General features: G+C 56.8%; 16 protein-coding genes. 12 read left to right on the top strand and 4 right to left on the bottom strand.

The window, feature by feature from the left end; all coding sequences use genetic code 11:
• Positions 1 to 290 precede the first annotated feature (290 nt).
• The 5 genes from cysP to K787_RS0116870 are packed head-to-tail and all read left to right on the top strand — an operon-like array spanning position 291 to position 4,827.
• Positions 291 to 1,319: a thiosulfate ABC transporter substrate-binding protein CysP gene (gene cysP / locus K787_RS0116890; protein ID WP_022963996.1), complete on the top strand. Its 1,029-nt coding sequence runs from the start codon at positions 291 to 293 to the stop codon at positions 1,317 to 1,319.
• A gap of 12 nt (positions 1,320 to 1,331) precedes the next feature.
• Positions 1,332 to 2,198, top strand: a complete 867-nt coding sequence (gene cysT, locus K787_RS0116885) for a sulfate/thiosulfate ABC transporter permease CysT (RefSeq protein ID WP_022963995.1) — start codon at positions 1,332 to 1,334, stop codon at positions 2,196 to 2,198.
• 6 nt (positions 2,199 to 2,204) lie between these two features.
• Positions 2,205 to 3,071, top strand: coding sequence for a sulfate/thiosulfate ABC transporter permease CysW (cysW, locus tag K787_RS0116880; RefSeq protein WP_022963994.1), 867 nt, complete (start codon positions 2,205 to 2,207; stop codon positions 3,069 to 3,071).
• A complete protein-coding gene (locus tag K787_RS0116875) occupies positions 3,071 to 4,168 on the top strand; it encodes a sulfate/molybdate ABC transporter ATP-binding protein (protein ID WP_022963993.1) in 1,098 nt (365 codons plus the stop codon). The genes cysW and K787_RS0116875 overlap by 1 nt, the downstream gene beginning before the upstream one ends.
• Before the next feature lie 32 nt (positions 4,169 to 4,200).
• The gene (locus K787_RS0116870) at positions 4,201 to 4,827 is read left to right on the top strand and encodes a class I SAM-dependent methyltransferase (RefSeq protein WP_022963992.1); all 627 of its coding nucleotides are present in this window, start codon (positions 4,201 to 4,203) and stop codon (positions 4,825 to 4,827) included.
• Here K787_RS0116870 and K787_RS0116865 read toward each other — a convergent pair.
• Positions 4,824 to 5,678: a LysR substrate-binding domain-containing protein gene (locus K787_RS0116865; RefSeq protein WP_022963991.1), complete on the bottom strand. Its 855-nt coding sequence runs from the start codon at positions 5,676 to 5,678 to the stop codon at positions 4,824 to 4,826. The two genes, K787_RS0116870 and K787_RS0116865, sit on opposite strands and share 4 nt — an antisense overlap.
• Positions 5,679 to 5,774: 96 nt before the next feature.
• On the opposite strand from K787_RS0116865, the gene K787_RS0116860 reads away from it, so the two are divergent.
• A complete protein-coding gene (locus K787_RS0116860; RefSeq protein WP_022963990.1) occupies positions 5,775 to 6,047 on the top strand; it encodes a DUF1127 domain-containing protein in 273 nt (90 codons plus the stop codon).
• Here the strand turns inward: K787_RS0116860 and K787_RS0116855 are convergent, their stop codons facing one another.
• The gene (locus K787_RS0116855; RefSeq protein ID WP_022963989.1) at positions 6,048 to 7,070 is read right to left on the bottom strand and encodes an alpha/beta fold hydrolase; all 1,023 of its coding nucleotides are present in this window, start codon (positions 7,068 to 7,070) and stop codon (positions 6,048 to 6,050) included.
• A 154-nt stretch (positions 7,071 to 7,224) separates the two neighbouring features.
• On the opposite strand from K787_RS0116855, the gene glnT reads away from it, so the two are divergent.
• The 3 genes from glnT (at position 7,225) to K787_RS0116835 (ending at position 10,447) form a co-directional block, all read left to right on the top strand.
• Positions 7,225 to 8,586, top strand: a complete 1,362-nt coding sequence (gene glnT / locus K787_RS0116845; protein WP_022963987.1) for a type III glutamate--ammonia ligase — start codon at positions 7,225 to 7,227, stop codon at positions 8,584 to 8,586.
• Positions 8,587 to 8,673: 87 nt separating this feature from the next.
• The gene (locus tag K787_RS0116840; RefSeq protein WP_022963986.1) at positions 8,674 to 9,768 is read left to right on the top strand and encodes a putative urea ABC transporter substrate-binding protein; all 1,095 of its coding nucleotides are present in this window, start codon (positions 8,674 to 8,676) and stop codon (positions 9,766 to 9,768) included.
• Between the two features lie 67 nt (positions 9,769 to 9,835).
• Positions 9,836 to 10,447 carry a TetR family transcriptional regulator gene (locus K787_RS0116835; RefSeq protein ID WP_022963985.1) on the top strand — a complete coding sequence of 204 codons (612 nt, stop codon included), beginning with the start codon at positions 9,836 to 9,838 and terminating at the stop codon, positions 10,445 to 10,447.
• A 64-nt stretch (positions 10,448 to 10,511) separates the two neighbouring features.
• On the opposite strand, the gene K787_RS0116830 is transcribed toward K787_RS0116835, so the two are convergent.
• A complete protein-coding gene (locus tag K787_RS0116830) occupies positions 10,512 to 12,476 on the bottom strand; it encodes an alkyl/aryl-sulfatase (protein WP_022963984.1) in 1,965 nt (654 codons plus the stop codon).
• A 318-nt stretch (positions 12,477 to 12,794) separates the two neighbouring features.
• Here K787_RS0116830 and K787_RS0116825 point away from each other — a divergent pair, with 318 nt between their 5' ends.
• Positions 12,795 to 13,892: a carboxynorspermidine decarboxylase gene (locus K787_RS0116825; protein WP_028615040.1), complete on the top strand. Its 1,098-nt coding sequence runs from the start codon at positions 12,795 to 12,797 to the stop codon at positions 13,890 to 13,892.
• 46 nt (positions 13,893 to 13,938) lie between these two features.
• Positions 13,939 to 15,177: a saccharopine dehydrogenase family protein gene (locus tag K787_RS0116820; protein WP_022963982.1), complete on the top strand. Its 1,239-nt coding sequence runs from the start codon at positions 13,939 to 13,941 to the stop codon at positions 15,175 to 15,177.
• 67 nt (positions 15,178 to 15,244) lie between these two features.
• On the opposite strand, the gene K787_RS0116815 is transcribed toward K787_RS0116820, so the two are convergent.
• Positions 15,245 to 16,936, bottom strand: coding sequence for a VOC family protein (locus K787_RS0116815; RefSeq protein WP_022963981.1), 1,692 nt, complete (start codon positions 16,934 to 16,936; stop codon positions 15,245 to 15,247).
• A 206-nt stretch (positions 16,937 to 17,142) separates the two neighbouring features.
• Here K787_RS0116815 and K787_RS0116810 point away from each other — a divergent pair, with 206 nt between their 5' ends.
• Entirely contained in the window at positions 17,143 to 18,492 is a 1,350-nt protein-coding gene (locus tag K787_RS0116810; protein ID WP_022963980.1) for a glutamine synthetase family protein, read from the top strand.
• The last annotated feature ends 113 nt before the right edge of the window (positions 18,493 to 18,605 follow it).

Raw genomic sequence — 18,605 nt, 5'->3', positions numbered from 1 at the left:
CGGGGCTTTTCTTTGCGCGCGAGGAATGACGGGGGCTGGTGTTGAGCAGGGTGGCGCGGGGGGCGCGTGAACGTGAAAGCGGAGCCTCAAATCAGCCAATAAACACTTGACCCTCGACCCAGGTCCTCGCACCCGCTTGCAGCTTCAACTCAAACGATCCTTATGCTTTAGTGTTTTAAGGTATAAGTAAATCCGTATAAAGCCCATATTGTTCTATGCCAGGCCTTTCTGTACGCTGTGTTTCCTGTTTTAACGGATCTGCATATCTTGATATGCCTGCGGAGGTTTATATGGCTGGTGGATTATCAGTATTGGGACGCTTGAAAGGCGCGGTTGGCGTGTTGGCATTGAGCGCCGGTATGGTGGTCACGCCGGTTCAGGCTGCGGATCAGGAAATTCTTAACTCGTCGTACGATATCGCCCGTGAACTCTTTTCTGCTTACAACGAACTGTTCAGCGAACACTGGCAGGAAGAAAGCGGCAAGACGATTGAAATCAAACAGTCACATGGTGGTTCCTCCCGCCAGGCTCAGGCCATTATTCAGGGTCTGCGCGCAGATGTGGTGACCTTTAACCAGGTTACAGACGTGGATATTCTCCACGAGCGCGGCAACCTGATCCCCGGAGATTGGCGTGAGCGTCTGCCCAATGCCAGCTCGCCGTATTATTCAACCATGGCTTTTCTGGTACGTAAGGGCAACCCGAAAAATATTCAGAACTGGGATGATCTAGCTCGCGATGGCGTCACCTCGGTACTGCCCAACCCAAAAACGTCGGGCAATGGCCGTTATACCTATCTTGCTGCGCTAGGTTATGCGCAAAAGACATTTGAGGGTGATGAAGCCAAGATAGATGAATTTCTGAAGACCGTGCTGGGTAACGTCGCTGTATTCGATACCGGTGGCCGCGGAGCCACTACCACCTTTGTAGAGCGCGAGATTGGCGATGTGCTGCTGACCTTTGAGTCTGAAGTGAACAATATTGTCGCGCAATATCCTGACGGTGGTTATGAAGTAGTGGTGCCGAAGGTGAGCTTCCTGGCCGAGATGCCGGTGACTTGGATCGATCGTAACGTTGAGCGAAATGGTACCGAAGACGTTTCCAAAGCTTACCTGGAATATTTGTACAGTGAGGAAGCGCAGCGGTTGATTGCTGGTTTCTACTACCGTGTGCATAACGAGAAAGTCAGTGGTGAATTTGCCGACAAATTTCCTGAGGTAGAGCTGCTGCCGATCGAAGCTATTGCCGGCGATTGGGAGAACGCGATGAAGGTTCACTTTGCCAGTGGTGGTAAACTTGATCAACTTCAACGCAGGTAATTTAATTTCTCTATGAGTAGATCGGTGGCCGGCTTGTCGTCGGCGGGTAGAAACAAACCCGGCAAGCGCGTCTTGCCGGGTTTTGCGTTGAGTCTGGGTGTATCCCTGCTCTTTATCAGTCTGATACTGCTGTTGCCGGTAACCGGATTGATTGTGCAAACCTCAGGAATGAGTCTGGCTGAATACTGGGCGGTCGTCAGCGACGAGCGTGTCGTAGCGTCCTATAAAGTCACCCTCTGGGCAGCCGCTATCGCTTCTCTGTTCAACGGTGTGGTTGGGCTGTTGCTGGCCTGGGTCTTGGTTCGCTATGACTTTTGGGGTAAGCGCATCGTCGATGCTTTGATGGATTTGCCCTTTGCGTTGCCTACTGCTGTCGCAGGTATCACTCTGGCGGCTCTCTTCTCTGAAGGGGGATGGTATGGCCAATATCTTGCTGCGCTGGGGATCCAAGTGGCTTTCACGCCATTGGGCATCGTTGTAGCAATGTCCTTTACCAGCCTGCCCTTTGTGGTGCGGACGGTGCAGCCAGTGCTGGAAGATTTGGCACCGGAGGACGAAGAGGCCGCTGTAAGTATGGGCGCCTCCGACTGGACGGTGTTCAGGCGCATTCTGTTTCCTTCCCTGTGGCCGGCGTTGATGACCGGGATTGCACTGTCGTTCACTCGTAGCCTGGGTGAGTTTGGTGCCGTTATCTTTATTGCCGGCAATATGCCTTACGTCAGCGAAATCACCAGTTTGATGATTTTCATTCGACTGCAGGAGTTCGACTACGCTGCGGCAAGCGCCATTGCCTCGGTCGTGTTAATGGCATCGCTGGTGCTGCTGTTGGCGATCAACTTGTGGCAGGCGCATTATCTGCGTCGCCTGCATGGACGGTAAGCACCCATGAGTCGCTCCAAATCCACACTGCGTATCGGCGATCAACCCTGGGTCAAATGGGGCTTGATCACTTTAGCGCTGACCGTAACCACATTGCTCCTGGTCATGCCGCTGGTGCTGATCTTCGTGCAGGCCTTTTCCGGTGGCGCACAGACCTTTTGGGACAACCTGACCGACACCTATACACTGCATGCCATCGGCCTGACGCTATTCGTCGCAGCACTGACGGTACCGATCAATCTGGTTTTCGGCGTGTTTCTGGCCTGGTTGGTCACTCGCTTCGAATTTCCCGGGCGCAAGGTGTTGATAACCCTGATCGACATTCCTTTTGCTGTATCGCCAGTCGTGGCAGGTTTGCTGTATCTGCTCCTGTACGGCAGCAACGGCTGGCTGGGTGGTTGGTTGATGAATCAGGACGTGCAGCTGATGTTCGCCTGGCCAGGCATTTTGATGGTCACGGTGTTTGTGACCTGCCCCTTTGTCGCCCGGGAGCTGATCCCACTGATGCAGCAACAGGGCCGGGAAGAAGAAGAGGCTGGCGTGGTGCTGGGCGCCTCGGGGTGGCAACTGTTCCGCAAGGTCACTCTGCCCAATATTCAGTGGGCCCTGCTGTACGGCGTGGTATTGACTAACGCGCGTGCTGTGGGCGAATTCGGTGCGGTATCGGTGGTGTCAGGCAATATCCGTGGCGAAACCAATACGCTGCCCCTGCATGTTGAGCTGCTGTACCAGGACTATAACGCGGTGGGGGCGTTTACCAGCGCCTCGCTGCTCGCGGGGATCGCTTTGCTGACCCTGTTGGTAAAAAGCTTTGTCGAGTGGCGCCAGTCCCGCCAGCGCGCCCCGCTATCTGATCAATCGGACAGTCGCTGATGAGTATCACCTTAGACGGTATCAACAAGTATTTTGGCCAGTTTCAGGCGCTTAAGGATATTTCTCTGGAAATACCTGACGGTCAACTGACAGGTCTGTTGGGCCCTTCCGGATCGGGTAAAACTACACTGCTGCGCATTATTGCCGGTCTTGAGACCGCTGAGCAGGGCCGTATTCTATTCCATGGCAAGGATGTTACGCCGCTGCATGTGCGCGAACGGCGTGTTGGTTTCGTGTTTCAGCACTATGCGCTGTTCCGTCATATGACCGTGGCGCAGAACATTGCCTTTGGCCTGGAAGTATTGCCGCGCAAAGAGCGCCCCGGCGCGGCCGACATCCGCAAGCAGGTAGGCGAACTGCTCGAGATGGTGCAGTTGAGCTCTCTGGCCGACCGGTTTCCCGCACAATTATCCGGCGGGCAGAAGCAGCGTATTGCCCTGGCCCGCGCGCTGGCAATGAAGCCGCAGATTTTGCTGCTGGACGAACCTTTCGGCGCGCTGGATGCCAAGGTACGCAAAGACCTGCGTCGCTGGTTGCGGGCGCTGCATGATGAGTTGCACTTTACCAGTGTGTTTGTCACCCACGATCAGGAAGAGGCGCTGGAGCTGTCCGATCGGGTGGTGGTCATGAGTGCCGGCAAGATCGAACAGGTCGGTGAACCTCAGGCGCTGTACGCGCAACCCGAGAGCCGTTTCGTGTTTGATTTCCTCGGCCACGTCAATGTCTTCAACGGTGCGGTGCAGGGCCAACGATTGGCCCAGGGCGCCGCGTGGGTCGATATGCCATCGCCGATAACCGATGAAGCGGTGCAGTTGTATCTACGTCCGCATGAAGTGCGGTTGCAGGACAAACCGGCTGAGCATGCTCACCTGCCACTGCGGATCGAATCGATCAGTCTGATCGGTGCCGAAGTGCGGCTTGAGCTGTTGCCCTGCGGCTGGCAGTCGGATGAGCCATGGGAGGTGGGTATCAGTCATGTGGAGTTCAACCGCTGGCAGCCGCAACGCGGCGACCGATGCTATGCTGTGCCAGACGTTGGGCATCTGTTCGACGCGCATCAGGGGCAACCGCAAACCCTCAGCTGGCTTAAGGACTGAGGCGTCGCAGTCCGCCCGCCAAGGGAGATCTGATGAATCCTTACGAGCGCTATATTTTACCGCGCATGATCGATATGGCCTGCGGCATGGGCGATGTAATGAAAGCGCGCTCGCGCATCGTGCCGCAGGCGGTTGGCGAAGTGCTGGAGATCGGCATCGGCACTGGTCTCAATCTGCAGTTTTACCGTCCGGACCAGGTGAGCTCTATCGTCGGGGTCGATCCAGCCGCCCAGATGCAGACGTTAGCTGCCCGCCGTGCTGCAACCTGTGCGGTTCCAGTGGAGATGGTCGCGGTCGATGTGCAAGGCATTCATGCAGTTGACGACCGATTTGATAGCATCGTCATGACCTTCACCCTCTGCTCCATTACCGACCCGCTGCCAGCTCTGCGCGAGATGTTGCGGGTGCTCAAGCCGGGCGGTCGTTTGTTGTTCTGTGAGCACGGGCTGGCTCCGGATGCCTCGGTGAGGCGCTGGCAGCACCGGCTGACACCGATATGGAAACCGTTCGCCGGGGGTTGCCATTTGAATCGGGACATCCCCCAGCTGTTGCGTGACGCCGGGTTCAGTATTGGTAATATCGCTACTGAATACCTGCCGGGTCCACGCCCGATGACGTATATCTACAGTGGCTGGGCGCAGCAGGAACAGTTGGTCTAAAGCCTGAAACCATCGGCGATATACTCGGCCATGCATTCGCTCACGGGTGACCGCGTTTGTGCGTTACGCAGTAATACGATACTGGCACTGGGCATGCTGGGCAGGCCGTCTTCCTGCCCCAGAATGCGCATGTCGGCTGGGATCAGACTTTGCAACTGCGCGGTAATAGCCAATCCGGCGCTGACCACGGCCATGATCGCCGACAAACTCGGGCTGGTGTAGGCCACCCGGTAATCCCTACCCATGGTGTCCAGCGCGTTGCAGGCCCAGTCACGACAAAAACACTCGGCGTTGAACATCGCCAGCGGTAGACTCGATTGTTCGTTCAGATCGAAGCTGGCTGCCTGCGCCCAGACGATCTGCTCCTGACGCAGTAACTGGCCGATTTCTTTACCCGGCTCGCGCGTCACAATAGTCAGATCCAGATCCTTGCGTTGCAGCAGATGGAAGGAGGGCTCGCAATGCAGCTCGACCTGCACCATCGGATAGGTCTGCGCAAAGCGTGCGAGGATGTTGGGCATAAAGCGCATCACATAATCATCCGGCGTACCCACGCGCACACTGCCAACCATATGCGGTTCACGCAGGCTGCTCATCACTTCGCTCTGCAATTTCAGAATGCGCCGCGCGTAGCCCAGCAGTAGTTGACCTTCTGCGGTCAGGCCAAGTTGGCGCCCCTCCTTGAGAAACAGCGCGCGTTGCAACACGTCCTCCTCCAGGCGCTTCATCTGCATGCTGACCGCCGACTGGGTGCGATTCAGCGCTTGCGCTGCACGAGTAAAGCCACCCTGATCGGCGATGGCAACGAAGGTGCGCAGTAACTCGCTGTCGATCGTGGGGAAGTTGGCCATAGATCAAATCCTGAGATGGTAGGCATCATAAACATTCGTTGGATTGATATTAGCGCTGGCGTAAGACTAACGCCATACCTCATGGAGGGCGTGGCGATGAAAGTAGCAAGAAAGCAAATAACCGAACAAGGCGGGCAGGAATACGCACGTAGCCCCCGCCGTTTAACGGGTCAAGCAAAAGCGCTGATGCTGGCAGTGGTACGCCGCGTGCAGCGTTGGCAGCGACTGGCGTATGAACGGCGTTTACTCGGTTCGCTGGATCAGCATCAACTGCGGGATATCGGCATCAGCCGGGCGGAAGCGCAGCGCGAGAGCGCTCGACCCTTCTGGGACGATATTGGGCAGGACGATCAGCGGCGTAACATGTAATCAATGCGCCAGCAGCTTGGCACAGGCCGTCAGTATCCGCGCGGTATCGGGCGGATTGCGTCCGGGTGCACCTGCGCAATGCCCCCAGTCGGAGATGAGCGGCACACACTCGGCATTGGGCATCTGCGTGGCCTCCCAAGCGGCGTCCTGCTGGGTAAAATACAGGTCCGTCGTGCAGGGCATGATCAGGGTTTTTGCCGTAATAGCCCCAAGAGCTGCGGGTATATCGCCTTGGTATAGCTCATTGGCGCTGATGTCTGCGGCCTTCCAGCTCTCCAGCACCGTCAGCAAGTTATTGGCGTCCTGGGCCAAGTGGTCGTCCTCCCAGTACTTCAATATTGCAAGAATGCTGTCAAAACCCAGTTGCCGGTAGCGCTCATCCCTGAAGAAGGCTTGGCTATAGGCCCAGCCGGCGTAAACGCGGGCAAAGGCTTTGAGCCCGGCCACGGGTTGACGATGATAAAAGCCACCATGCCAGGCCGGGTCGCAGGTCAGCGCGGCTTTTACCCCTTCCAGAAATACCTGATTGTGCGGCCAACAACGCGCAGTGGCGCAGATACTCATGATGCGTTTTACCTGCTGCGGATAAAGGCAGCCCCACTGTAATGCCTGCATGCCGCCCATGGACCAGCCCATGACTAGGGCCGGCGCTGCGTCGTGAAAACGACTTTCCAGTAAGCGCTTCTGGACTCTGACGTTGTCATAAAGGCTGACGTGCGGAAAATGACCGGCCGATTGATTGTTTGGCGCATTGCTTGGTGAGATCGAGCGGCCATTGCCGATCAGATTGGGAATAACAATGCAGTACCTGTCCGGATCAAGAGGTCCGTGCGCACCAATAAGGGGCATAACGCCCTCGTGTGTTCCACCATAGTACGTCGGGATCAGAATCAGGTTATCGGCCGTCGCATTCAATTCCCCCATCTGAACATAACTGAGCCAGCCGTCGCGCAACACTTCACCGCTTTGCAGGGGAATATTGCCTAGCTGAATTTGTTGCTCAAGTCCTTGATATGCCGGCATTACTGCGACTCCTTTATGGATGTTCAAGTGGCTTTGAAAGTGCCTCTGAGATAGTGGCATGCGTACTTATACATGCATGCTGGCATGTATATTGAATGAAAGAATCATACCAAGCTCGCCGCTGTCGGCGCTTTTATCATTCTGGAGTGCAGTCATGACCGTTCAGCCATCCCCCGAAAGCCTCAAACAAACCCTGCAAGACAAGGGCGTCAAATACGCTCTGGCTGGCTATGTCGATATTCACGGCATCATCAAGGGCAAGTTTGTGCCTATCTCCCATATTGGCCGCATGCTCAAGGGCTCGGAACTCTTCACCGGTGCCGCTCTGGATGGTGTGCCGCAGGATATCGCTGATAACGAAGTGGCCGCCATGCCGGACGTCGCGACCATGACAGTCTGTCCGTGGAACCCAGAGCTGGCCTGGTTTGCCAGCGATCTGCATCTGGACGGTGCGCCCTTTGAAGCCTGCTCTCGGAGCATCCTCAAGCGCCAAGTTGCGGCAGCCGCCGATATGGGCTTTACCTTTAATCTGGGTATAGAAACTGAATTTTTCTTGTTCAAAGACAGCGTCGATGGCGGCTTCGAGCCGATCAGCGGCCGGGACATTCTGGCCAAGCCCTGCTACGACCCGCGCACTCTGGGTGACAATATGCATATCGTCGGCGAGCTGGTCGAGGCGATGAACAGCATGGGTTGGGATGTTTACTCCTTTGACCATGAAGACGCCAATGGTCAGTTCGAGACCGATTTCACCTACACCGACGCGCTGGGCATGGCCGACCGCTTGGTGTTCTTCCGCTTGATGGCTAACGAAATTGCCCGCAAACACGGCGCCTTCGCCAGTTTTATGCCCAAGCCGTCGGCCAATCGCACCGGCAGCGGCGCGCACTACAATATGTCGCTGGCTGATCGCGAGACCGGCAGGAACCTGTTTGACCCGGCCAATGGCGACGACATTCATGGCTGCGGTGTGACCGAGATGGCCTATCATTTTATTGCCGGCATCATGAAGCACGCCAAGGCTATCAGCGCGGTGATTGCGCCGACGGTCAACAGTTACAAGCGTTTGGTACGCAAGGGCGCGATGTCCGGTTCGACCTGGGCGCCGGTGTTCGTCTGTTACGGCAATAACAACCGCACCAATATGTTGCGTATTCCATCGCAGGGTGGCCGGGTGGAATGTCGCGCGGCAGACATAGCCTGTAATCCGTACCTGGGTGCGGTGATGATTCTGGCAGCCGGCCTGGAAGGTATTCGCGAGGCCATGGATCCCGGTCAGCCACACCGTGAGAACATGTACAACTACAGCGACAAGGAAGTGCGTGAGATGGGCATTGAGATGCTACCGCAGAACCTCGGCGAAGCTATCGACGCCTTTGAAGCCGACCCGCTGTCCAAGCAGGTCTTCGGTCAGGCGATGTTTGAAAGCTTTGTGCAGTTCAAGCGCGATGAATGGACCAGTTACCACACCCACGTATCCGAGTGGGAAATTCAGCGTTACCTGAAATTCTTTTGATTCCATTGCGCCGGCAGAAGCTGGCGCGCCTTTTGCTGTGCTTTACCCATAATAGGCAACAGCCTCATTTTCCCCAGGAGTTGAAACATGCAAAAGCCTCTTCCCTTTACCCGCCGCCTCAGCGGTCTGTTGAAAGGCGCTGTTCTGGCCATGGCAGCCTCGGCGGTCATGGTTCCCGCCGCTTATGCGCAGGAGCGTGACAGCTTCAAGATTGCCTGGAGTATTTACGCCGGCTGGATTCCGTGGAAATACATCGATGAATCCGGGATCATGAAAAAGTGGGCCGACAAATACGGCATTGAAGTCGAGATCGTGCAGATTAATGACTATATCGAATCGATCAACCAGTATACCGCCGGTGAGTTTGACGGCGTGGTCGCGACCAGCATGGACGCGTTGTCGATTCCCTCCGCCGGTGGGGTGGATACCACCGCGCTGATCGTTGGTGATTACTCGAACGGCAATGACGGTCTGGTGATGAAAGACAGCAGCGACCTGAAGGATCTCAAGGGGCAGCAGATCAACCTGGTCGAGCTGTCCGTGTCGCATTATTTGCTGGCCCGCGCGCTGGACAGCGTCGGCATGAGCGAGCGGGACGTGACCGTGGTCAACACCGGCGACGCCGACATTGTCGCCGCCTTCAGCACGCCTGGCGTGAAGAACGTGGTGACCTGGAACCCGTTGCTTGATGACGTGGCGAAGATGCCGGGTGCCAATCGTGTGTTCGATTCGAGCCAGATCCCCGGTCACATCAAGGATCTGACCGTAGTGAACACCCAGACACTGGCAGACAACCCCAAACTGGGCAAAGCACTGGTCGGCGCCTGGTTCGAGCTAATGGCTGAAATGGGTACCGATAGTGAATCAGGTCAGGAAGCTCGTGCGGCTCTGGGCGAAGCCTCCGGTACGGATCAGGCCGGTTATGAAGCACAACTGGCAGGCATGAAAATGTTCTGGAAGCCGGCCGACGCAGTTGCGTTCATTTCCAGCGACGAAGCGGTCGAGGCAATGGACAGCGTTCGTGATTTTTCCTTCGAGAAAGGTCTGTTGGGTGACGGTGCGCCTTCCGCCGATTTTGTTGGCATCAGCTTCCCCGGTGGCAAAACGCTGGGCGATACCGATAATATCAAGCTGCGCTTCGATCCCTCCTACATGCAAATGGCGGCTGACGACGCGCTTTGATAACAGCCCTCTACCCGCTTCTGCCTGAATGGTTCTGGCAGGGGCGGGTGATGCCAGCGGAACACCCATGCGCCGTACCAAAGAAGACGCGGAAAAAACCCGCTTGAAGATCATTGAAGCCGCGCTGGTGCTGTTCAGCCGCAACGGTTTCTCGAATACCACCCTGGCGATGATCGGCACCGAGGCTGGTTACAGCCGCGGCCCCATCTACTGGCATTTCAAGAACAAGGATGATCTCTATCAGGCCGTTCTGGCCTGTTCGCAGGAGCCACTTGAGCAATTGATTAACAATGCCGCTCGCGAGACCGGCAACCCGGTGGAGGCGATAGACACCTTTGCCAGACAATGGCTGGTGCTGCTCGCGGAAGATGTCTGGTTTCGTCAGTCGTTCGAAATTCTGTTGAACAAGACCGAATTGACCGAAGCCGTTGCGCCCACGCTCAAGCGCGAGAGAGAGCTGACGCGGCATATCGTCGATACGCTGGCACAGCTTGTTGCCCAGGCGCAGCAATTGAAGCAGATACCCGCAACGCAGCCGTCGGAAAAACTCGGGCTGCTGGTTTACACCTATCTGATGGGCGTGACCCAGAGCTGGTTATTTGCGCCTGAGCTGTTTTCTCTCAAGCAGGAAGAAGCGTTTTTTGTGCAGCGATTGCATGGGATGTTGATGCTGGGCTGAGGCGCTGAAAGAACAGCATAGCCGGTGCCTGCGCTCCGGCTATGCTGTTTCTGCACTGTCGCGATTACTGCTCTGCCGGCTCGATAATCGCAAAGTTGGCTGGCGGTTCCTCGATCAGTTGCAGCAGCCTGAAAAAGGCTGTTGGGTCACCAGTCACGGCAATGTCGCCCGCCTTGACTGCATTAGGGAAGGTCAGTTGACGTAGCAGGATGCGATCCAGCGTACCGCGGGTCATGCTGACACTGGCGTCCGGGTTCTCTGCCAGGCTGCCGGCGCGATAGGTCAAGGTCGAGTTCTGCAGGTTCAAGCGGTACTGCTCGTCGATATCGGTCAGCGTCCAGTTGATCACCAACTGCTGCCCCTCAGCCTTTTCAGCATTTAGGCGCACGGCCATAAGATCGAAGAACATGCCGGCTTTCAGTGCCTGCAACAGGTCGGGAGACAATGGGTGGCCGCGTCGAGGTTCGGCAGTGCCCTGGCGCAACTCTTGGGCACCGGTCAGGTAGGCGCCGCGCCAGGTACCCGCTTCGGCCTGGTAGCCCAACTGCTCCAGTGCATCGGCACCCAGTTCACGCGCCGCCTGGTTGTTTGGTTCGGCAAACACCGCCTGGCTCATGACCCAAGCAACCCAGCGATATTCACCCTTGGTAAAATCCGCGCGAGCCTGCTCGATCACTTTTTCCATGCCGCCCATATAACTGATGGTCTTGGCCGCATTCTGCTGCGGGGGCAGGGGATCCAGGTTCGCCGGGTTCGCGTCATACCAGCCCATGTAACGCTGATAGATGGCCCGCGCATTGTGTTTTAAGGTGCCGTAGTAGCCGCGGGCGTACCATTCCTGATCGAGGCTTTTCGGCAGCTTAATATTCTCGGCGATATCGCCCGGCAACTGGCCTTTATTCATCATCCGTACCGACTGGTCATGGATGAATTTGTACAGATCACGCTGCACACCAAGAAAGTGCTGTGCCTGTTCACGCTCCCAGATTGGCCAATGGTGCTGGGCGATAAGAATGTCAGCGCGGTCGCCAAAGCGTTCAAGTGCTTTGTCGATATAGTGTGACCAGGCGCTGGCATCGCGAATCGCTGCGCCACGAATGGTGTAGATATTGTGCAGATGCTGGCTGGTGATCTCCGCAGTATTGAGCACCTTGAACTGCGGAAAATACATCATCATTTCCGACTCGGCCTCGGTACCGTGGGCCATCTGGAATTCAATCTCGATGCCATCAATACTCAGCGTAGCATCATCGGGGACCGTGTCGGTAGGCGCGATCAGGGTCAAAGGACCGCTGGCCAACGCCTTGCCCAGGCCGGTATCCACATGCCCACGTTCGCCCGGTGGCACCTGGGCACCAAACTGGTAGGTGGCACGCCGGCTCATGGCATTACCGGCGATCACGTTCTCGGATACGGCATGCTGCATAAAGCCATAAGGCGCATAGACCTTGACCTTGCCCGCACGCACGTCGGCTTCGTTAATTACACCTTTAACGCCGCCAAAGTGATCAGCATGGTTGTGGGTGTACAGTACGGCGACTACCGGCTTTTGCGGGCGGTTCTGGTAATACAGATCCAGGCCGGCCTTGGCGGTGGCCGGGGTCAGCAGCGGATCAATGATGATTAGACCGGTCTGGCCCTCAATGATGGTCATGTTGGCCAGGTCCATGCCGCGGATCTGGTACATGCCTTCAGTGACTTCGAACAGGCCATGGATCGCGTTTAGCTGGGCCTGACGCCAGAGGCTGGGGTTGACCGTATCCGGCGCCGGCTTGCCATTTAGGAAGGAGTAGGCGGCCATGTTCCAGGCCAGTTGGCCTTCGCTATCGGTGACCTTGCCTTGCGGCCATGCGGCAACAAAGCCGCGCTTGGCATCATCAAATGCCTGGGTGTTGGCAAAGGGCAGGGCGTCGAGAACGGCCTTGTTGCGCTCAGCCGTGTACGGCTCGGCCGGTTTTGGCTCGGCGAACGCCGTCAGCGCGCAGCTTGCGGTGAGGAGGCTGGTTAATAGCAGCGGGTGGTAGCGCATGATCGATAAACTCCAGTGTTGTTTTTATCGGAAGTCACTCGAAAGTGGAGGTAACTATAAAATCCGCAGCTTCTATATATCCAATGCATTTTAGGTGTCTTTTTGATGCGCTAACTGCATTGATTCGCGTCAAAGAGAGCGGTTCTTGAAATATGCAGCCAAATTGCCACACTAGGCCGCTATGCTCGACAGCCGACAGGGCGGGTAAGGCGCTGCATTTTTTCTCGAAGCCTGGGTCCCTTTAAACTATAATCGCGCGCTTTCTCGACGCCGGGCCCTGCCCGGAGGTTCGGCACCGACCAGAGGGGTATGACTCACGTGATCAAGACGCCGTATTACCTGATCGACAAGAGCAAGCTGCTGCGCAATCTGGAGAAGATTGCCTATGTACGCGAGCACTCCGGAGCCAAGGCATTGCTGGCGCTGAAGTGTTTTGCCACCTGGTCGGTGTTCGATCTGATGCAGGAATATATGGACGGCACCACATCCTCTTCGCTGTATGAGGTCAAACTCGGGCGACTGAAGTTTGGCGGTGAGACCCACGCCTATAGCGTGGCCTACGGCGATGATGAAATCGAGGAAGTGTTGGCGCATTCAGACAAGATCATCTTCAACTCGATCAGTCAGCTTGAGCGCTTCGCCGATGCCTCTGCTCTGCATGTGCGCGGCCTGCGTCTGAATCCAGGCGTGAGCAGCTCAGAATTTCTGATTGCCGATCCTTCGCGCCCGTTCAGCCGTCTTGGCGAGTGGGATGCGGCCAAGGTCACAGAGGTGATCGATCAGGTCTCCGGTTTTATGATTCACAACAATTGCGAGAACAGCGATTTCGCGCTGTTTGACCAGATGCTCGGTCAGATTGAAGAGCGCTTTGGAGAACTGTTGGAGCAGGTCGACTGGGTTAGCCTGGGTGGCGGCATTCACTTCACCGGCGACGGTTATCCGCTGGACGCCTTTTGCGAACGGCTCAAGCGTTTCGCCGAACTTTATGATGTGCAGGTGTATCTTGAGCCCGGCGAGGCGGCGATCACCATGAGCACCTCGTTGGAAGTGTCGGTGCTTGATACTCTGTACAACGGCAAGCAGCTGGCTGTAGTCGACAGCTCCATCGAGGCGCATATGCTCGATCTGCTGATCTACCGCCAACCGGCGAAGATGGAACCCTGTGAGGGTGAACATGAGTACATGGTGTGCGGCAAGTCGTGCCTGGCGGGCGATATCTTTGGTGAGTTCCGCTTCGACAAACCGTTGAAAATTGGTGATCGGCTGTCGTTTATCGATGCGGCCGGTTACACCATGGTCAAGAAGAACTGGTTCAATGGTGTGAAGATGCCGTCCATTGCTGTGCGTCAGCTGGACGGTGAGATTGAACTGGTCCGCGAGTTCGGATTCGAAGACTTTGTCAACGGCCTCTCCTGAGGCCTTTAACCCAGCCTTTTCCAAGGAGGCGTTTCGAGGAAGAGACATGAAGAAAAACGTTCTGATTATTGGTGCCGGCGGTGTTGCCCAGGTTGTCGTGCATAAGTGTGCGCAGCATAACGATATGCTGGGCAATATTCATATTGCTTCACGTACGGTAGAAAAATGCCAGCAATTGGTCGACAGCGTACGGGAAAAGGGCAGCCTCAAGGTTGCCGGTGAATTGCAAGCGCATGCGCTGGATGCTCTCGATGTCGAGGCGACCAAGGCGCTGATTGCCAAGACACAGTCGCAAATCGTCATCAATGTCGGATCGGCTTTCGTCAATATGGCCGTGCTGCAGGCCTGTATCGAAACCGGCGCAGCCTATCTGGATACCGCGATCCATGAGGATCCGAGCAAGATCTGTGAAACCCCGCCGTGGTATGCGAACTACGAATGGAAGCGTCGCGAGCTGTGCGAGGCCAATGGCATCACTGCCATTCTGGGGATCGGTTTTGATCCGGGCGTGGTCAATGCCTATGCGGCACTGGCGGTCAGCGACTACTTCGACAGCGTCAGTGATATCGACATCATCGATATAAATGCTGGCAGCCACGGGAAGTACTTCGCCACCAACTTCGACCCGGAGATCAACTTCCGTGAGTTCACCGGTACCGTCTGGTCCTGGCAGAATAGCCAATGGGTCAGCAACAAGATGTTCGAGGTCAAGCGCAACGACGACCTGCCGGTGGTTGGCGCACATACCAGCTACATGACCGGCCATGATGAAGTGCACTCGCTGTCGCAGAATCTCAAGGTGCCGAACGTGCGCTTCTGGATGGGCTTTGGTGAGCATTACATCAACGTATTTACCGTGCTCAACAACCTGGGCCTGCTCTCGGAGCAGCCGGTGACCACGGCCGAAGGTCTGGAAGTGGTGCCGCTGAAAGTGGTTAAGGCAGTATTGCCTGATCCGTCCTCGCTGGCGCCGAACTATCAGGGCAAAACCTGTATCGGCGATCTGGTCAAAGGCAAGAAGGACGGTGAGGACCGCGAAGTTTTTATCTACAACGTCGCTGACCATGCTGAGGCCTATCAGGAAGTCGGTAGCCAGGGGATTTCCTATACAGCGGGTGTGCCACCTGTCGCAGCTGCATTGTTGATCGCCAGCGGTGAATGGGATGTGCAAAAAATGGCCAACGTCGAAGAGCTACCGCCCAAACCCTTTCTCAAGCTGCTGAACGAGATGGGTTTGCCGACGCGTATTCGCGACGAGGACGGCGATCGCGCGTTGAATTTCTGAGCAACTATAGCGCTGAAAAGGCCAGCCAGGGCAACCTGGCTGGCCTTTTTTCTGAGTGCTGGAGTGGTTAGTTCTTTTGCCAGGGCGCGCGGAGGATTTCGATCAGCGTGCCATCGGCATCCTTGGCGTAGCCTACGGTTTCACCCTCGCGGTCAGTGTCGGTGGTGGCGCCCGGCGCTTCGGTTACCCGCTCGCCAGCGTCAATGACGGCCTGCGCGAAGCCTTCCGGCGACATGCTGCGCACCTCCAGCTTCACCGGATTGTCTGTGTAATTACGTGAGCTGCCATTGGTCCAGTTCATCAGCACCAGTGCTGAACCGCCCTGGCCTTGGAGGATATACTCGTCATACTGGAATGGAATGGGCAGAAAGATCAGTTCGCGAAAGCCTAGCTCGGCGACATAAAAATCGCGGGCGGCCTGAAGATCGCTGACGCCGATGCCGAAGGCGCCAAAGTAGGATTCAATCGCATCAGCACTGCCGACGAACTCAATCAGGTTGTTATCCAGATCACGGCCAAAGCCCACCGTTACACCCAGCCCTGCCTGAAACGCAGGAGGCACGGTGACCCGTCCTCCTGCCGCGACAATGTCCAGCGCGTATTGATCGGGGTCCTTCACATAAAACACCAGTTTGCCGGGGTTTTGCTGATAGTTGCGAGCAACGCCGTCGGTAAAGCCCATCAGCACCACTTCCGAGCCACGCCCGTCAGCTGAGCGCATGACCACTTCGTCACGATCATCGCGGCTGCGGCGCGCTACTTCCTGCATGCCCAGCCCGGCGTCATAGAAACGGACGGCGGCCTCCAGATCCTCGACACCGATGCCTGCGGCACCCAGATAGCCGCGGATGCCTTGGCGTATTTCCAGTAAAGTGCCGTCGGCATCGCTGGCATAGCCGAGCAGTGCGCCGTCGAGGTCAGCTTCCTCCGCAGCGCTGGGTTCGCGAATGACGCCACCATCCGATGCTCCGATGACGTCGGCAAGTTTATCGGGATAAGCCACAGCCAGCTCCAGTTTCAGCGGATTGTCCGTGTAGTTGCGAACGCTGCCGTTGGTCCAGTTCATCAGCACCACTGCGGAGCTGCCAGGCACCGGTGAGGTCAGGATGTATTCGTCATACTGCCCCGGAATCTGCAAGAACTGGCTCTGCTCAAAGCCGAGCACATTAACGTAGAAATCCCGGGCAGTGTCCAGATCGCTGACGCCAAGGCCAAAGGCGCCAAAAAAGGACTCGGTTGCATGGGTTTCGCCAACGATCTCGATCAGGTTGTTATCCAGGTCCCGTCCGAAACCGACTACCACATTGTCAAAGCTTGGCTGCGGCGCGGGGGGAAGAGTAATGCGTCCGCCCGAAGCGACAAACTCCTCCGCAAAGGCTGCGGGGTCCTTGGCGTAGAACACCAACTTGCCGGGGTTTTGCTGGAAGTTCCGACCTATCCCATCGGTAAAGTCCATCAGCACAATATTCGAGCCACGCGCGTCGGCAGATTCGAGTACCACTTCGGTGCGGTTGTCCCGGGTCAGGCGTTGGAGTTCACGCATGCCCATGCCGTTGGTATAGAGCGAAACTGAGGCTTCGAGATCGCTGACGCCAATTCCAGCAGCACTCAGAAATACCAGGTTGGGGGTGGTTTCGGGGGCGGCAGGGGGCGGCGTGTCGTTGGAGCTGCGGCCACTCCCACTGCTGCTGAGGCAGCCGGCTAGCAAAGCGATGAACCCGAGCAACAACAGGGCCTTGAGGCGAGAGGCGGCAGACATGATGTTTGTCCTTTTTGTTATGAAGCATAATATTGAAAAGAATTTAGAATGAACGTTCGTTCATATTTCTACAATACTGTATCCCTCTGGTCACTGCCAGCCGTTTGTGCGCGCTAGGGCGGTGACGTCTGTGCCCTGCCGGGCTATCATCCGGAAGCTTTGCCAACGACCTGCCGAACGGTTTTCCTGACACAAGGTATTCGATCATGACATCACCCCTATCTGCTCTCTCGCTGGACATGCGTCTGGCCGGGGTATCCGACATTGAGTGTGTGACACCAGACCTGAACGGCATCCCGCGTGGCAAGGTCATGACCGTCACGGGCTTCCTCCAGGGCCGGCGCCTGCAAATGGCCCGCGGCGTGCTGCTGCAGGCGGTTATGGGCGGCTATCCCGAGCCGCGCTTTTACGGCAGTGAGGATGGTGATCTGGTGCTGCGCGCCGTTGCGGATCAAGTGCATGTGTTGCCCTGGGCAGAATCGCCGCGGGCGCTGGCGATCTGTGATGCGGTGGAGCTGGATGGGTCACTGTCCGGACTCTCCAGTCGCAGCCTGCTGCAGACGGTCATTGCCCGCTATGCCGAGCGGAACTGGCAGCCGGTGGTGGCCACGGAGCTGGAATTCTTTCTGTTCGAACCGCACGCCGATGTGCATCAGTCCTTTCAGCCTCCGGTCGGCCTGGATGGCCGGCGTGAAGCTGGCAACGCCGCGTTCAGTGTCAGCTCGAACAACGGCCTGCGGCCTTTTTTCGAGGAGCTAAAGGTCGCCATGGCGGCGCTGGGTATACCGCGCGATACCTTCATGCACGAAATGGGCGTGAGCCAATTCGAGGTCAATTTCGTGCATGACAATCCGCTGCTGATCGCCGATCAGACCTTCCTGTTCAAGCACATGCTGCATGAGGTAGCGCTCAAGCATGGTCTGATTGCCGTGTGTATGGCCAAGCCCTTGGCGCGGGTACCGGGTTGCTCGATGCATATTCACCAGAGCATCGTCGAGCGAACCCAGGGCCGGAATATTTTCACCGATCCGGCCAATGGCGAACCGACGTTCAGCTTCCCGCATTACATTGGCGGCTTACAGCACTGCCTGGCCGACCTGACCCTGCTGATGGCGCCGCACATCAACTCTTATCAGCGCTTCTGTCATACCTACGCCTCGCCGAATAACCTCTGCTGGTCCCACGACAATCGTAGTGCGGGGTTGCGCATTCCCGCTAGCGGCCCGGTAGACCGGCGCGTCGAGAACCGTTTGCCCGGCGCTGATGCCAATCCCTATCTGGCCATCGCAGTAAGCCTGGCGGCAGGGCTTTATGGTATCGAGAACGAAATCGAGCCCAGTGCGGCCTTCCAGGGTGAGTTCGAGGCGCCGGAAGAGCTGACATTGCCGGGCACACTGCATGAGGCCTTGAGCCGTCTGCGTCGCAGCGCGCTGGCCCGTGAGCTGTTCGGCGATGAGTTCATTGAGGGCTACGTCGCGACCAAAGCCCTCGAGTTGGAGGATTTCATGAACGAAATAACCCCGTGGGAGAGGCGTTATCTGGGCAGCCAGGTCTAGGCGGCAGTGCCTGTTGATATTGTTCTATAACCTATTGCCGCATGGACGGCGGCAATACTATTGCCTAACCTGCACGCAGTGATTTGTGTACCTCTCGTGTGTTCATAACACGC

Source organism: Halopseudomonas pelagia CL-AP6, from assembly GCF_000410875.1.
Lineage (GTDB): Bacteria > Pseudomonadota > Gammaproteobacteria > Pseudomonadales > Pseudomonadaceae > Halopseudomonas > Halopseudomonas pelagia.
The sequence above is the reverse complement of the archived record's forward strand: the minus strand, read 5'-3'. Positions and strand labels throughout refer to the sequence as shown.

Excerpts from the sequence above, each read along its gene's own strand:
- K787_RS0116820 (WP_022963982.1), top strand. The coding sequence starts at position 13,939 with ATGAAGAAAAACGTTCTGATTATTGGTGCCGGCGGTGTTGCCCAGGTT.
- K787_RS0116865 (WP_022963991.1), bottom strand. The coding sequence starts at position 5,678 with ATGGCCAACTTCCCCACGATCGACAGCGAGTTACTGCGCACCTTCGTT.
- K787_RS0116835 (WP_022963985.1), top strand. The coding sequence starts at position 9,836 with ATGCGCCGTACCAAAGAAGACGCGGAAAAAACCCGCTTGAAGATCATT.
- cysP (WP_022963996.1), top strand. The coding sequence starts at position 291 with ATGGCTGGTGGATTATCAGTATTGGGACGCTTGAAAGGCGCGGTTGGC.
- cysT (WP_022963995.1), top strand. The coding sequence starts at position 1,332 with ATGAGTAGATCGGTGGCCGGCTTGTCGTCGGCGGGTAGAAACAAACCC.
- K787_RS0116860 (WP_022963990.1), top strand. The coding sequence starts at position 5,775 with ATGAAAGTAGCAAGAAAGCAAATAACCGAACAAGGCGGGCAGGAATAC.
- cysW (WP_022963994.1), top strand. The coding sequence starts at position 2,205 with ATGAGTCGCTCCAAATCCACACTGCGTATCGGCGATCAACCCTGGGTC.
- K787_RS0116840 (WP_022963986.1), top strand. The coding sequence starts at position 8,674 with ATGCAAAAGCCTCTTCCCTTTACCCGCCGCCTCAGCGGTCTGTTGAAA.
- K787_RS0116810 (WP_022963980.1), top strand. The coding sequence starts at position 17,143 with ATGACATCACCCCTATCTGCTCTCTCGCTGGACATGCGTCTGGCCGGG.
- K787_RS0116830 (WP_022963984.1), bottom strand. The coding sequence starts at position 12,476 with ATGCGCTACCACCCGCTGCTATTAACCAGCCTCCTCACCGCAAGCTGC.
- K787_RS0116815 (WP_022963981.1), bottom strand. The coding sequence starts at position 16,936 with ATGTCTGCCGCCTCTCGCCTCAAGGCCCTGTTGTTGCTCGGGTTCATC.
- K787_RS0116855 (WP_022963989.1), bottom strand. The coding sequence starts at position 7,070 with ATGCCGGCATATCAAGGACTTGAGCAACAAATTCAGCTAGGCAATATT.
- K787_RS0116870 (WP_022963992.1), top strand. The coding sequence starts at position 4,201 with ATGAATCCTTACGAGCGCTATATTTTACCGCGCATGATCGATATGGCC.
- K787_RS0116875 (WP_022963993.1), top strand. The coding sequence starts at position 3,071 with ATGAGTATCACCTTAGACGGTATCAACAAGTATTTTGGCCAGTTTCAG.
- glnT (WP_022963987.1), top strand. The coding sequence starts at position 7,225 with ATGACCGTTCAGCCATCCCCCGAAAGCCTCAAACAAACCCTGCAAGAC.